Source organism: Pseudonocardia sp. WMMC193, assembly GCF_021728735.1.
In the GTDB taxonomy this organism is placed as follows: Bacteria; Actinomycetota; Actinomycetes; order Mycobacteriales; family Pseudonocardiaceae; genus Pseudonocardia; species Pseudonocardia oroxyli.
This window is the reverse complement of sequence record NZ_JAKKDO010000003.1, coordinates 736,663-750,634: the sequence shown is the minus strand read 5'-3', so window position 1 is coordinate 750,634 and position 13,972 is coordinate 736,663. Positions and strand designations below refer to the sequence as shown.

Genomic DNA, 13,972 nt, shown 5'->3' with positions numbered 1-13,972 from the left:
GGCGGAGCGGTGACGCTTGGGCGCCCCAAGCGTCACTCAGCGGCGCTTGGGCGTCCCAAGCATCAGCCGGCGGGGCGGAGCGGTGACGCTTGGGCGCCCCAAGCGTCGCTCAGCGGCGCTTGGGCGTCCCAAGCGTCAGGGGGCGGCGGGCGGCTGTTCGAGTCGGGATCAGCAGAAGGTCACCACGTTGCGGTCCAGCGGCATCTGGTCGCGGTGTTCGGTGGTGTCGTTCGACGCCTGGTACGGCAGCACCGGGGTCGGCTGCTCGGCCAGGACGTCGTCCCAGATCCGCTCGGTGACCTGCCCGTCGAGACGCAGGCAGTCGAACGCGAAGGGCGTGCTGTCCGTGGGGAAGAACGTCGGCTCGGTGTTCAGCTGGAAGTGCAGGTGGGGCGCCGTCGAGTTGCCGGAGCTGCCGATGTGGCCCAGCACGTCGCCCTGCTTCACCTGCTGCCCCGTCTGCACGGCGACCGAGCCCTGCTTGAAGTGCGCGTACAACGCGTACCGACCGGGCGCGATCATGAGCGTGACGTGGTTGCCCACGGTCTCGACGATGGGCGGGACCGGCGGCGGCGCGGGCAGCGAGGTGGTGTCGGCGAAGCCGTCGGTGGCGTCGACGACCACCCCGTCGGCGACGGCGATCGCGGGCTGGTCGTAGGCGAGGAAGTTCGTGATCTGCGAGGGGTCGTCCACCCAGGCGCGGTGCTGGTCGTCGAGCAGGTACCAGTCGATGGCGTAGCGCTGCGGCACGAGGATCCGGCCGTCGATCGGCGCGAGGCCGCGGCGGTGGTGGGTGTTGTCGACGCAGCATCCGTCGCTGGCGTACCAGGGCCCGCCCCGCAGCGGCGGGCCGAGCACGGGCGCGGGCGCGGTGCTCACCGGCACCGTGCCGGTGTCGACCTCGACGGCCGGGCCGCCCCCGATCGAGGCCGTGACCCGGTGGGCCAGCGAGTCGGGGGCGGCCCCGTCGAACAGGACGTCGAGCCAGACCACGCCGACGCCGGACGCGGGGATCGGCGTCACGGGCGCGGCCGGGTCGCCGTTGGCCGGGTCCGCGGACTGCTCGGCGAGCAGGGTGCTCTGCGCGGCCAGCCGCGGGCCGGTCAGTGAGTCGACGACCCGGCCGCCTGCCAGGACGTCGACCTTCTCGACGGTCACCGGGGCGGGCGTCGCGTTGGTGAGCAGCAGCTCGTAGGTGACGTGGGTCTTGCCGTCGGTGCCCACGACGGGGGCGGGCGTGGTCACGGTGCCGCCCGCGAGCGGGGTGAAGCGGGTGGTGGGCGCGATCCCACCCTTCGGCACCTGGGGCGGCCGCAGCGCGGGCTCGACGGGCGCGGCCGCGCACCCCGCGGTGGCGGTCAGCACGAGGGCGGCGATGAGCCCGAAACGACGAACGGACATCCGAACTCCCAGGTCAATCCCGACCCGCGAACAGACTACTGACGCCGGGCGAGCGGAGGAAGGGCTACGCGCGCTCCTGCGTCAGCGCGAGCCCCACCCCCATGCCGACCAGCACCACTCCCCCGGTCCCGCCGAGCAGCCGCAGCCGCCGCGGGCTCGTCGCGAACCAGTCCCGCGCCGCGCCCGCGGCGAGGCCCCAGGCCGAGTCCAGCACCGCCGCCGTCGCGCAGAAGACCAGGCCGAGGACCAGCAACGCCACCCCCGGGTGCGCGACCTCCGGCCCCACGAACTGCGGCAGCACGGCCGCGAAGAACACCAGCGCCTTCGGGTTGGTCAGTCCCACGACGACCCCCTGCCCGAAGGCCCGCCGGTCCGTCGCCCGCTCGGGCCGGTGCAGGGCCGCGACCAGGTCCCCGCGGTGCCGGAAGGTCTGCACACCCAGGTACACCAGGTAGGCCGCGCCCGCGAACTTGACCGCGGTGAACACCACGGCCGAGGCCGCCGCGACCGCCCCGAGCCCCGCGGCGACCACGCCGACCAGGATCGTCACCCCGACCGTGTTCCCCGCGACGCTCGCCAGGGCGGCGCGCCTGCCGTGCGCCAGCGCCCGGCCCACGATGAACAGCACGCTCGGGCCGGGGATGAGCACGAGCACGATCGACGCGGCGAGGAACGTGAGGACCACGTCGAGGGAGGGCACGGCCGGACGTTAACGCCGTGTCCGCATCCTCACCACGCCATTTCGGCGCGCACGGATCATCGCTACGCTCGCGTCCCGTGTTCGGCATGATCCGGCCCTGCCGGCACACCCTCACCCCGGCGCTGCGCAGCGAGTGGATGGGGCACCTCTGCGGCCTCTGCTACGCCCTGCGGGACGATCACGGCCAGGCCGCCCGCCTCGCCACCAACTACGACGGCCTGGTGATCTCCGTCCTGCTCGACGCGCAGGCCCCCCGCTCCCGCCACGCCCGGCGCACCGCGGGCCCGTGCCCGCTGCGCGGCATGCGACGGCAGTCCGTGGCGACCGGCGAGGGCGCGCGGCTGGCGGCGACCGTCTCGTTGATCCTCGCGTCCGCGCAGCTGAGCGACCACGCCACCGACGGCGACTACGGCTCCCGCCTGGTCACCGCGGCGGCCCGCCGGGTGGCCGGGACCTGGGCGCGCCGGGCCTCGGGCACGGCCGCCGACCTGGGGCTCGACGCCGGCGTCCTGCTCGACGCCGTCGCCCGCCAGCCTGCGCTGGAGCACCCGGGGTCCGCGCTCCTGGCGGTCACCGAACCGACCGAGACCGCCACCGCCACCGCGTTCGCCCACACCGCGACCCTCGCCGGGCGACCCGAGAACGCCGCGGCGCTCGCCGAGGTCGGCGGCCTGTTCGGCCGCCTCGCCCACCTGCTGGACGCCGTGGAGGACCTCCGCGAGGACGCCGCCACCGGCGCCTGGAACCCCCTGGCCGCGACCGGCACCGACCTCGCCGCCGCCCGCACGCTCGCCGACGACGCCGCGCTCGGGATCCGCCTCGCCCTCGACGAGGTCACCTGGACCCACCGGCGGCTGGCGCATCGGCTCCTGGTCCACGAGCTGGACCGCGCGATCGGCCACGCGTTCGCCCACGCCTCGGCCGACGAGGGGGACACGAAGAAGGACGAGGGTCCCCGGCGCGGCCCGACGCGCGGCCTCGTCCCCGGCTGTGCCGCCGCGGCGGGCCTGTTCTGCACCTGCCAGATGTGCTGCGCCGACACCTTCCCGCACCCGTGGACCGGCGAGCCCGTCGAGGGCTGGTGCCGCAACGAGACCTGCGACGGCTGCTGCGACTGCACCGACGTGAGCTGCGACTGCTGCGACTGTTGCAGCAGCTGCGACTGCTGCGACTGCTGACCGCCCCCCGCGGCTACTCGGTCCAGCCGTAGAAGACGCGTTCGACGACGGCGCGGGCGCGTCGGGTGGTGCGGCGGTAGTCGTCGAGGAACTGGCCGGGGTCGCCGTCGGCGGGGTAGCCGAGCGCCGTCGCGATCGAGGCGAGCTCCCGGCCGCTGCGCGGGAGCTGGTCGCCCGGCTTGCCCTTGACCAGCATGATCGCGTTGCGGGCGCGGGTCGCGGCCTCCCAGCCCGCGCGCAGCTCGGCGGCGTCGTCCGCCGAGATCAGGCCCGCCCCGGCGGCCTCGCGCAGGCCGTCGAGGGTGGAGGTGGTGCGCAGCTCCGGGACGTCGCCCGCGTGCTGCAGCTGCAGCAGCTGCACCGTCCACTCGACGTCCGCCAGGCCGCCGTGCCCGAGCTTGGTGTGGGTCGAGCGGTCGGCGCCGCGCGGGAGCCGCTCCTCGTCCACCCGGGCCTTGATCCGCCGGATCTCGGTGACCGCCTCGGCCTCCAGGCCCTCGGCCGGGTACCGGATCGGGTCGATGAGCTCGACGAACGCCCGCCCCAGCTCCACGTCGCCCGCGACCGGCTTGGCGCGCAGCAGCGCCTGGGCCTCCCACACCTCCGACCAGCGCGCGTAGTAGGCGCGGTAGGACTCCAGCGTGCGCACCAACGGGCCGGAGCGGCCCTCGGGGCGCAGGTCGGCGTCGACGATCAGGGCGGGGTCCGGGCTCGGTGCGCCGAGCCGGGTCCGCACCCCCTCCACGACGGCCGTCGCGAACTTCACCGCCGCGGCGTCGGACACGTCCGGCGCCGCGGGGGCGCAGACGAACAGCACGTCCGCGTCGGAGGAGTAGCCGAGCTCCGCCCCGCCGAGGCGCCCCATCCCGATCACGGCGATCCGCGCCAGGACCGGCCCGTCCCCCGCGACGGCCTTGGTCGTGGCGGCCAGCGTGGCGCGCAGCACCGCGATCCACACCGTGGACAGCGCCTCGCACACCTCGGCGACGGTCAGCGTGCCGAGCAGGTCCGCACACGCCACCCGCAGCAGCTCGTGCCTGCGCATCGAGCGCGCGCTCGCCACCGCGGACGTCAGGTCCGGCTGGCGGGCCACGGCCGCCAGCAACCACTGCCCGACGGCGGCGGGGTCGCGGGTCAGCTCGTCCGGTTGGCCCGGCGTCGGGGTGGCCAGCACCCGGAGGATCTCCGGCGCCCGCACCAGCAGGTCCGGGACCAGCGCGGACGTGCCGAGCAGGTACATCAGCCGCTCGGCGACCTGGCCCTCGTCGCGCAGCAGCCGCAGGTACCAGGGGGTGGTCGCGAGCGCCTCGGAGACCTGCCGGTAGGCGAGCAGCCCGCGGTCGGGATCGGGGGTGGTGGCGAGCGCGTCGAGCAGGACGGGCAGCAGGGTCTGCTGGATCGACGCCGCGCGCGACACCCCGCCGGTCAGGGCCCGCAGGTGCCCGAGGGCACCCTCCGGCGACGCCCAGCCCAGCGCCTTGAGCCGGGCCGCGGCGGCCTTCTCGGAGAGCCGGTTGTCGTCCGCGGACAGCCGCGAGACCGAGGTGAGCAGCGGCCGGTAGAAGAGCTTCTCGTGCAGCCGGCGCACCCGGCGGACGTTGCGCTGCCACTCGTTCGTCAGCACACCGACGACGTCGTTGCGGCCGTCCGGGCGCATCCGCGCCGCCCGGGCGAGCCAGCGCAGCGCGTCCGTGTCGGTCCGGGCGGGCAGCAGGTGGGTGCGGCGCATCTTCTGCAGCTGCAGCCGGTGTTCGAGCAGCCGCAGGAAGCGGTAGGAGGCGGCGAGGTTGGCGCCGTCGTCGCGGCCGACGTACCCGCCCTCGCTGAGCGCCGCGAGCGCCTCCAGGGTCGACGGCGACCGCAGGGTCGGGTCGGTGCGGCCGTGGACGAGCTGCAGCAGCTGCACGGCGAACTCGACGTCCCGCAGGCCGCCGCGCCCGAGCTTGAGCTCGCGGTCGGCGTGGTCGGGACGGACGTGCTCCTCGACGCGGCGGCGCATGGCCTGCACGTCGGTCACGAAGTCGTCCCGGCCCGCGGCGCTCCACACCATCGGCGCGACGGCCTCGGCGTAGGCCCGGCCGAGTGCGGCGTCCCCGGCGATCGGCCGCGCCTTGAGCAGCGCCTGGAACTCCCAGGTCTTGGCCCAGCGCTTGTAGTAGTTCACGTGCCCGTCGAGGGTGCGGACCAGCGCGCCCTGCCTGCCCTCGGGGCGCAGGTTCGCGTCGACCTCGAAGCAGGCCTCGCCCGCGATCCGCATCACCCGGCTCGCCAGCTTGGTGGCGACCTGCAGGTCGCCCTCGCCGACGAAGATCACGTCGACGTCCGAGACGTAGTTCAGCTCGCGGCCCCCGCACTTGCCCATCCCGATCACGGCGAGGCGGGTGTCCTCGGGCGGGTCGGTCTCCTCGACGGCCACCGCGAGCGCGGCCGTCAGCGCCGCGGCCGCGAGGTCGGCCAGCTGGGCCGCGACCTCGTCGACCTCCATCACGGGCAGCGCGGGCTCGCCGACGGCGGCGAGGTCCGCCGCGGCGAGCCCGAGCAGCTCGTCCCGGTAGGCCGTCCGCAGCGCGGTGACGGCCGCGGTGCCGGTGGCCTGGGCGCGCGGCCGTTCGGCGGCCGGGTCCGCGCCCACGGCCCGCAGCAGGTTCGCGGTGCGCCGCGCGCAGTCCGGCGGCGGGTCGAACCGGTCCGCGGTGTCGGCGAGCAGCGGCCACCGGTCGGGGTGGGCGATCAGGTGGTCACCGAGCGCCGTCGACGCCCCGAGCAGGGCGAACAGCCGCCCGCGCAGCCCGACGTCGGTGTGCAGCTCGGCCTCGATCCGCTTCCAGTCGGCCGCCGCGTGCGCGAGCCGCTCGACCTGACGCAGCGCGAGGTCCGGGTCGGGGGCCCTGGCCAGCGCCCACATGATCTCCTCGGCGCCCTGGACCGGCCGGTCGCCGTCCCACCAGCCGAGGTCTCGCAGGGTGCCCTCGGCCCAGGGCTCGGTCAGGCCCAGCCTGGCCAGGGAGGTGCGAGTGCGGTCCGCCACGGCGAACGATCCTATTGCGACGGGGTTACGGATACGAGTCCGGGTGATCGAGTGGGAAGGCCAGCCACGACAGCATCCCGGCGAGCTCGCGGTAGGCGGCCAGACGCGCCTCGTCGGTGCCCGCCTCCTCGGCGCGCCGGACCGGCTCGCGCAGCCGCTCGACCATGGCGGGCCCCAGCTCGAGCAACCCGCCGGAGCCGGTCGTCGCGAACCGGGCGAGGACGTAGCGGGCGAGCCCGCCGACGGGGATGCCGGTGTGCGCGGAGAGGCCCCGCAGGGTGTGCAGGGGGTCGAGCCGGTTGTAGTCGGCGACCTCGGCCTTGAACGTGGCGTCCGGGTCGTCGTCGGGCCAGGGCCCGGCCCAGGGGGTCAGGGTCAGCTCGTCACTCATGTGTCTCCTGTCCGGAGTGTCCGTATCCTGACGGGGTGGACGAGCTTCTCGAGGCCCTGCTGATGAGCCCGGGCGCCCTGGCGGTCCTGGGCGGCGTGCTGCTCGTCCTGGTGATCGTGGTGGGGTTCGTGCTGCGGAGCATGTGGAAGCGCGCACGGACGTTCGCGGGCACCCACCAGCACCGCCTCGACCGCGCGCGCACCGAGATCGCCGCGCTGCGGCTGCCGGAGGGGCCCCGGCGCCGGGCCGTGGAGCTGCGCAGGCGGCTCGCCGAGTCGGTCGCCGCGACCGACCGCCAGCTCGGTTCGGCCCCGTCCGCGCTGGTGGGGGCGACGGTCGCCGAGCAGCACCGGGAGCTGCGGCGGCTGGCCGCGGACCTCGACGCCCACCTGCGCACCCTGCAGGACGAACCGGCGGCGGACCGGGTGGAGGCGGCCCTGCCCGAGGCGCGGGTCTGGACCGAGCAGCTCTGCGAGATCGCCGCCGAGCTGCGGGCCGCGGTCCGCGAGGCCACCCGGGCCACCACGGGCGAGGACGTCCGGGCCCTCGGCACGAACGCGGCCGACGGCGCCGCCGCCCTCCGCGCCGGCATCGACTTCCTGCAGTCCCAGGTCCGCCACCAGCGCTGACCCGGCGCCGACGCACCTCGTGCGTGGTAAGTGGTGCCAGAGCACCACTTACCACGCACGGCTAGAGGACGGGGAGGTACGTCGCCAGCTCGTACGGGGTGACGTTCTTGCGGTACGCGTCCCACTCCGCCCGCTTGTTGCGGAGGAAGAAGTCGAAGACGTGCTCGCCGAGGATCTCGGCGACGAGCTCGCTGTGCTCCATGGCGGCCAGGGCCTCGGTGAGGTTCTGGGGCAGGGCCTCGTAGCCCAGGGCGCGGCGCTCGGTGTCGGTCAGCGACCAGACGTCGTCCTCGGTGGAGGCGGGCAGCTCGTAGCCCTTCTGCACCCCCTGCAGGCCGGCCCCGAGGATCACCGCGAAGGCGAGGTAGGGGTTGCAGGCGGAGTCCAGCGTGCGGATCTCCACCCGCCGGGTCGACGACTTGCCGGGCGAGTACATCGGCACCCGGACCAGCGCGGAGCGGTTCGCGTGGCCCCACGACACCGCCGTCGGCGCCTCGCCGCCGGTGATCAGCCGCTTGTAGGAGTTGACCCACTGGTTCGTCACGGCGCTCATCTCGCGCGCGTGCCGCAGCACCCCGGCGACGAAGGCCTTGCCGGTCTCGGAGAGCTCGTAGGGGTCGTCCGGGTCGTGGAAGGCGTTGCGGTCGCCCTCGAAGAGCGAGAAGTGGGTGTGCATCGCCGACCCGGGGTGGTCGGTGAAGGGCTTGGGCATGAAGCTCGCCCGCACGCCCTGGGTCAGCGCCACCTCCTTCACCACGTACCGGAAGGTCATGATGTTGTCGGCCATGGTGAGCGCGTCGGCGTAGCGCAGGTCGATCTCCTGCTGGCCGGGGCCGCCCTCGTGGTGGCTGAACTCCACCGAGATGCCCATCGACTCGAGCGTCTCGATGGCGTTGCGCCGGAAGTGCGGGGCGACGTCGTGGCTCGCCTGGTCGAAGTAGCCCCCGGAGTCCGCGGGCACGGGCGCGGTGCCGTCGGCGGGCAGTCCGCGGAGCAGGTAGAACTCGATCTCGGGATGGACGTAGCAGGTGAAGCCCGCCTCGCCCGCCTTGGAGAGCGCGCGGCGCAGCACGTGGCGCGGGTCCGCCCAGCTCGGCGAGCCGTCCGGCATCGCGATGTCGCAGAACATGCGCGCCGAGTAGTGCTCGCCGCCGGACTCCCAGGGCAGCACCTGGAACGTCGACGGATCCGGCCGCGCGACCATGTCCGACTCGTACACCCGGGCGAAGCCCTCGATGGCCGACCCGTCGAACCCGATCCCCTCCGCGAAGGCTCCTTCGAGCTCGGCGGGGGCCACCGCCACCGACTTGAGATAGCCGAGCACGTCGGTGAACCAGAGCCGCACGAAGCGGATGTCTCGTTCCTCGAGCGTGCGCAGCACGAATTCCTGCTGGCGGTCCATGGCGGCCAGGCTAGGAATCGCGTGTTACGTGAATGTTTCGTCCCTGATCAGACCGGGTCCTTTTCGGGTGAGTCTCACAGTCGGCACTCCGTTCCGTCCCCCGGAAGGGTGCCGTCGACGAGGTAGGCGGTCAACGCGGAGTCGACGCAGGCGTTCCCCTGCAGCCCGGCGGTGTGCTGGTTGCCGTCCACCTTCAGCAGCCGTCCCCCCAGGTCGGCGGCCAGGTCGACGCCCGCCTGGTACGGGGTGGCCGGGTCCCCGGTCACCGACACGACGACGACGGGCGGCAGCCCCGGGACGTCCGGCCTGCCCGGCTCGGTGGTCGGCGGGACCGGCCAGAACGCGCAGACGTCCCGGGCGGCGACCGGCCCGCGCCCGGTCGTCGTGAACGGAGCGGCCTTCTCGACGCCGTCGGCCAGCGCCGCCGGGTCCGTCACCCGGGTGTTGTCCATGCAGGAGATCGCCTGGAACGCCTCGAGCGAGTTGTCGTAGTGCCCGCCGGAGCGCTTGTAGTAGAGGTCGGCCAGGGTGAGCAGCAGCGAGCCGTCACCCGCGGCGAGCTGCGAGATGCCCAGCGACAGCACCGTCCACAGCTGGCGCACGTACATCGCCTGCTGCACCCCGGTGACGGCGTCGGTGAACGAGAGCCTGCGGGTCGGGTCGCCGGTCTTCACGGGGTCGTCGAGGAGCGGGCGGGCGAGCGCGAGCCACGTCTCGGTGGTGCGGGCGGGATCGGTGCCCAGCGGACAGTTCGGCTGCGTCGTGCACCAGGTGGCGTAGGCGTCGAAGGCCTGCTGGAAGCCCGCGCTCTGGTCGATGTTCGACTCGACGGTGTCCTGGGTGGGGTCGACGGCGCCGTCGAGCACCATGGCGCGCACCCGGTCCGGGAAGGCCTCCGCGTACTGGGTGCCGATCGAGGTGCCGTAGGAGTAGCCGTAGTAGGTCAGCTTCTCGTCGCCCAGCGCGGCCCGCAGGATGTCCAGGTCCCGGACGACGTCCCGGGTCCCCAGGTTGGCCAGCACGTCCGCGCCGACGCGCGCGGTGCAACGGTCCGCGTACTCCTTGTTGTGCGCCTCCAACGCTGCCACCCCGGCCGGCGACGGGTCGGCGAAGACCTGGGCGCGGTACTCGTCCTGCTCGGCGTCGGTGAGGCAGTCGATCGCCGGCGAGCTCACGCCGACCCCGCGCGGGTCGAAGCCCACGAAGTCGAAGCGCTGCAACAGGTCCGGCGCGGACTGGACGAGGCTGGGCACCAGCGAGGTGCCCGAGACGCCGGGGCCGCCCGGGTTGACCAGCATCGAGCCGATCCGCTGGCCGGTCGCCTTCGCGCGCAGGACGGCGAGCTCGGCGGTCCGGCCGTCCGGGTTCGCGTAGTCGAGCGGGACGGTGAGCTTCGCGCACTCCAGGGACGGGTCCCGGTAGGCGTTCGCCACGTCCGGGCTCGCCGCGAAGCCGTCGCAGCTCCCCCAGCTCAGCTGCTGGGAGGTGAAGCGCTGCAGGGGATCCGGGGCCGGTGACGGCGGATCCGGGGTCGCGGGGGTGGCGGAGCACCCGGCCGCGACGGCGACGACCGCCGCGAGGGCGGTCAGCGTCCGGAGGGTGGCCGTGAACGGGGAGCGACGGCGCGGGAGCACCGAGTCAGCATGACAGTGGTGCGGGGGTCGGCGTCGCGCGGGCGAGTGCGGATCCGCGGCATCTCGCACATGTGAGGTGCGTCGCCGGTTCGTGCGCTGCGTGTAACCCGGATGTCACGCTGATCGCGCACACCCCAGACGACCCGGGGACCTGCTCGTCAGGCCTCGAGGGAGGACGGACAGCGATGTCTGAGCTGATTTCCGCGCACGCCTCTTCCGCCGCGCAGGAGGTCGAGGCGCCCTACCGCGCCGCCGCCCCGCGCAAGCGCACCCGCATCCACCACCTCGCCGAGATGAAGCAGCGCGGCGAGCGCTGGGCGATGCTGACCGCCTACGACGTCTACTCGGCCGAGATCTTCGACGAGGCCGGCATCCCGGTCCTGCTCGTCGGCGACTCCGCGGGCAACAACGTCTTCGGCTTCGACAACACCATCCCGGTCACCGTCGACCACCTCGTCCCGCTGACCCGCGCGGTGGTGCAGGGCGCGCCGCACGCGCTCGTGGTCGCGGACCTGCCGTTCGGCTCCTACCACGTGTCGGTCGAGCAGGCCGTCGGCACGGGGATCCGGTTCCTGAAGGAGGCGGGGGCGCACGCGGTCAAGCTGGAGGGCGGCGCGCGGTTCGCCCCGCACGTCGAGGCGCTGAGCGGCTCGGGCATCCCGGTGATGGCGCACCTGGGCTTCACGCCGCAGGCCGAGCACGCGCTGGGCGGGTTCCGCATCCAGGGTCGCGGCTCGTCCGCCGAGCAGAAGCTGGTCGAGGACGCCCTGGCGCTGCAGGAGGCGGGCGCCTTCGCGGTCGTCCTGGAGATGGTGCCGGGCGAGGTCGCGAAGCGGGTCACCGCCGAGCTCACCATCCCGACGGTCGGCATCGGCGCGGGCCCGGACTGCGACGCCCAGGTCCTCGTGTGGTCGGACATGGCGGGCATGAACCGCGGCCGCATCCCGCGCTTCGTGAAGCAGTACGCCCGGGTCGGGGACGCGCTGTTGGAGGCGGCCAAGGCCTACGCGGCGGACGTCAAGGGCGGGACCTATCCCGACGAGGCCCACACCTACCACTGACCTCCGCCGGAGGACCCCCGCGCAGGGGTCAGTGCAGGACGCGGGACCGTTCCAGCATCGCCACGGCGGGACAGTCGCGCCGTTCCCACCGACCGCGCAGCCCGCTGAGCCGGGCCAGGTCGGCGGGCCGCCCCGCCAGCGCCCGCTCCGCGGCCGCCAGCAGCTCGCCGGCCCGGGCGTGGGTGTCCGGGTCGGCGAGCCCGGAGACGGCGACGTGGCGGTGGGCCGCGGCGTCCGGCACCAGGGCCCGCCCGGGCAGGGTGTCGTCCAGGACGAGGCCGGTGAGCAGGCTGAGCAGCTCGCCGTAGAGGGCCGGGTCGGGGCAGGCGTCGCAGGCCTTGAACTCGATCCGGCCGACCTCTGCCGCCAGCCGCGCGGGCTGGGTGAGCGACGGGTCGGTGGCGCGCAGGTGGGGCGATCCGGGCGCCAGGAACACCATCGCCGCGGGCCGCGCGCCGGTCCGCACCGCCGTCCGGGCGGACAGACCGCCCCACGCCACACCGTCCCGGAAGGGCGAGGAGAACGAGAAGGGGACGATCCAGGGCGAGTAGTGGGTCAGCTTCGCGCCCGCGTCGACCAGGTCCGGACCGTCCAGCCCGGCGACGGACAGGTTGAGGTCGGGCCCGTGCGTGACCATGTGCAGGTGCGCGGTCCGTTCCTCCGGGGAGCCGATCCGGTGGGCGCGCTCCCACGCGTTGTACGGCGGCGTGATCGGGTAGCTCGAGCGGACCGGGTTGAACCCCGTCACCCACGGCTGCAGCCCGCGGGTGCGGGCGAGCTCCTCCAGGGCCGCGACGTCCGCGGTGAGCGCCGCGACGGCCTCCTCCACGGTGTCGTGGATGCGGGTGCGCACCTCGATCCCCTTGGGGTCGCAGCGCAGCAGCGCGCCCGCCTCGTCGAAGCGCTCGAACCCTTCGACGTACCACCGCTTGCGCTTGATCCCCTGGTCCCCGATCCGCAGGTCGGGGTAGTCGGCGGGATCCTCGGGCAGCGCGTCGACGATGCCCTGCAGCAGGTCGAACGGGGTGTTGGTGAAGTCCGCGAACGAGCCGTCGGGGTGCCGGAACGCCAGCTCGTGCTCGATCCCGTACCGCAGTCGCGTCACCCGTGTCCTCCTGTCCCGTGCGCCGCCGGAGGACACTACTCGGGCCGGCGTGACACTAAGGAGAGGCGAACCTCACCGTTCCGGTCGTCGGGTCGGCCTCCTCCAGCCGCACGGTCGCGACCTCCGCCGGGCGCAGGGTGCCGCTGCACCGCGCGATGACCGGCGGGTCCGGCAGGAACACCTCACCCGGGTCCGCACGCAGCACGACGACCGAGAACTCCCGCCCCACCCGGTCGGCCAGGACGGCGGCCTCGGTGCGGTCGATGCAGGCCCGCGACACGGCGTTCGCCACCCGGTCCGACGCGCTCATCAGCTCCGGGAGCACGGGCAGGGCCTCCGCGAGCCACGCGGGGATCTCCTCCCCCGCCGCCACCGCGAGACACACCTCGGCGCCGAACCGGTCCACCAACCGCCGCAACGGCGCCGTGACGTGGGCGTACGGTGCGCCGATGCCGCCGTGCCCCGGGTCCGCGGGCGGTGCGACGCCGGGGCCGAACGACTCGTAGGCGGCGCCGCGCAGCAGCGTGGTGGCCGCCCGGCGCAGCGCGAGCATGCGCGGCTCCTGGTCGGCGTGGGTGAGGCCGGCGAGGACCCGCGCCGGGGTCGCGCCCGCGGGCCACTCGACGCCGAGCGCGAGCGCCGTGCGGCGCAGCTCCGCGACCGCCTCCGCCTCGGGGGCGGGCAGCGTGCGCAGGATCCCGACGCCGGCGTCGAGCATCATCCGCGCCGCGCTCATGCCGGTGAGCAGGGAGATCTCGGCGTTCCAGTCCTCGACCACGGTCCGGTGCCGGATCCGGACGGTCCAGCCGCCCGCCCCGTCCGGCACGACCTCCTGTTCCGGCAGCTCCAGCTCCACCGCCCCGCGCGCGACGGCGAGCTCCCGGCGCAGCGGGCCGAGCTCGGGCAGCGGGGCGATGGCCGGGTGGACCCGGCCCGCGTCGACGTCCGCCTGGACGCCCGCGTAGTCCAGCCGCGCGACCGACCGGACGAGCGCCCGTCGGACGTCGACGGAGACGGTCTCGCCCTGCGCGTCGAGCTCGAGGCGCCACAGCACCGCCGGGCGCGGGCCGTCCGGGAGCAGGCTGGCGGCCGCCTCGGAGAGCACCGGCGGGTGCAGGGGGACCGCGCCGTCCGGGAGGTAGACGGTCTGGCCCCGGCGGCGGACCTCGGCGTCGAGCGCGCCCCCGGGCGCGACCACGGCGCCGAGGTCGGCGATCGCGTAGTGCACGGTGAAGCCGCGCGCGGAGCGGGTGATGCCGACCGCCTGGTCGAGGTCCTTGGAGCCGGGCGGGTCGATGGTCACGAGCGGGACGTCGGTGGCGTCGAACCGCTCCCCCGCCGCCGCCCCGGCCGCCGCCCGCTCGGCCTCGGCCAGCACCTCCGGGGGGAAGCCGTCCGGCAGCGCGAACTCGGTGCGGATCGCCGTGAGATCGGGAAGCACTG

The 13,972-nt window shown here is 74.6% G+C and carries 11 protein-coding genes; 3 read left to right on the top strand and 8 right to left on the bottom strand.

The features are described from left to right. Positions 1 to 168: 168 nt before the first annotated feature. Together L3X23_RS04955 and L3X23_RS04950 are read right to left on the bottom strand one after the other, a co-directional pair. A complete protein-coding gene (locus L3X23_RS04955) occupies positions 169 to 1,401 on the bottom strand; it encodes a M23 family metallopeptidase (protein WP_237190911.1) in 1,233 nt (410 codons plus the stop codon). A gap of 64 nt (positions 1,402 to 1,465) precedes the next feature. Next, positions 1,466 to 2,101 carry a LysE family translocator gene (locus L3X23_RS04950; protein WP_237190910.1) on the bottom strand — a complete coding sequence of 212 codons (636 nt, stop codon included), beginning with the start codon at positions 2,099 to 2,101 and terminating at the stop codon, positions 1,466 to 1,468. Between the two features lie 77 nt (positions 2,102 to 2,178). Here L3X23_RS04950 and L3X23_RS04945 point away from each other — a divergent pair, with 77 nt between their 5' ends. Beyond that, complete coding sequence (locus tag L3X23_RS04945) at positions 2,179 to 3,279, top strand: DUF5685 family protein (RefSeq protein WP_237190909.1); 1,101 nt, start codon at positions 2,179 to 2,181, stop codon at positions 3,277 to 3,279. Positions 3,280 to 3,292: 13 nt separating this feature from the next. Here the strand turns inward: L3X23_RS04945 and L3X23_RS04940 are convergent, their stop codons facing one another. Together L3X23_RS04940 and L3X23_RS04935 are read right to left on the bottom strand one after the other, a co-directional pair. Continuing rightward, the gene (locus L3X23_RS04940) at positions 3,293 to 6,307 is read right to left on the bottom strand and encodes a bifunctional [glutamine synthetase] adenylyltransferase/[glutamine synthetase]-adenylyl-L-tyrosine phosphorylase (RefSeq protein ID WP_237190908.1); all 3,015 of its coding nucleotides are present in this window, start codon (positions 6,305 to 6,307) and stop codon (positions 3,293 to 3,295) included. Positions 6,308 to 6,332: 25 nt separating this feature from the next. Further along, positions 6,333 to 6,698 (bottom strand): DUF6027 family protein, encoded by a 366-nt coding sequence (locus L3X23_RS04935; protein ID WP_237190907.1) that lies wholly within the window; start codon positions 6,696 to 6,698, stop codon positions 6,333 to 6,335. A 35-nt stretch (positions 6,699 to 6,733) separates the two neighbouring features. Between L3X23_RS04935 and L3X23_RS04930 the strand changes: the two genes are divergently transcribed. Beyond that, positions 6,734 to 7,327: a hypothetical protein gene (locus L3X23_RS04930; protein WP_237190906.1), complete on the top strand. Its 594-nt coding sequence runs from the start codon at positions 6,734 to 6,736 to the stop codon at positions 7,325 to 7,327. A 61-nt stretch (positions 7,328 to 7,388) separates the two neighbouring features. Here the strand turns inward: L3X23_RS04930 and glnA are convergent, their stop codons facing one another. Then, positions 7,389 to 8,729 carry a type I glutamate--ammonia ligase gene (gene glnA, locus L3X23_RS04925; protein WP_093089130.1) on the bottom strand — a complete coding sequence of 447 codons (1,341 nt, stop codon included), beginning with the start codon at positions 8,727 to 8,729 and terminating at the stop codon, positions 7,389 to 7,391. Between the two features lie 74 nt (positions 8,730 to 8,803). Then, a complete protein-coding gene (locus L3X23_RS04920; protein WP_237190905.1) occupies positions 8,804 to 10,363 on the bottom strand; it encodes an alpha/beta hydrolase in 1,560 nt (519 codons plus the stop codon). 194 nt (positions 10,364 to 10,557) lie between these two features. On the opposite strand from L3X23_RS04920, the gene panB reads away from it, so the two are divergent. Continuing rightward, entirely contained in the window at positions 10,558 to 11,424 is an 867-nt protein-coding gene (gene panB, locus L3X23_RS04915; RefSeq protein WP_374204979.1) for a 3-methyl-2-oxobutanoate hydroxymethyltransferase, read from the top strand. A gap of 28 nt (positions 11,425 to 11,452) precedes the next feature. Here the strand turns inward: panB and L3X23_RS04910 are convergent, their stop codons facing one another. Both L3X23_RS04910 and L3X23_RS04905 read right to left on the bottom strand, forming a co-directional pair. Then, positions 11,453 to 12,529: a glutamate-cysteine ligase family protein gene (locus L3X23_RS04910; protein ID WP_237190903.1), complete on the bottom strand. Its 1,077-nt coding sequence runs from the start codon at positions 12,527 to 12,529 to the stop codon at positions 11,453 to 11,455. A 55-nt stretch (positions 12,530 to 12,584) separates the two neighbouring features. Continuing rightward, the gene (locus L3X23_RS04905) at positions 12,585 to 13,970 is read right to left on the bottom strand and encodes an RNB domain-containing ribonuclease (RefSeq protein WP_237190902.1); all 1,386 of its coding nucleotides are present in this window, start codon (positions 13,968 to 13,970) and stop codon (positions 12,585 to 12,587) included. Positions 13,971 to 13,972 lie beyond the last annotated feature (2 nt).

Bases quoted from the DNA above. Each gene is read 5' to 3' on its own strand.
- L3X23_RS04955 (WP_237190911.1), bottom strand. From the start codon at position 1,401: ATGTCCGTTCGTCGTTTCGGGCTCATCGCCGCCCTCGTGCTGACCGCC.
- L3X23_RS04935 (WP_237190907.1), bottom strand. From the start codon at position 6,698: ATGAGTGACGAGCTGACCCTGACCCCCTGGGCCGGGCCCTGGCCCGAC.
- glnA (WP_093089130.1), bottom strand. From the start codon at position 8,729: ATGGACCGCCAGCAGGAATTCGTGCTGCGCACGCTCGAGGAACGAGAC.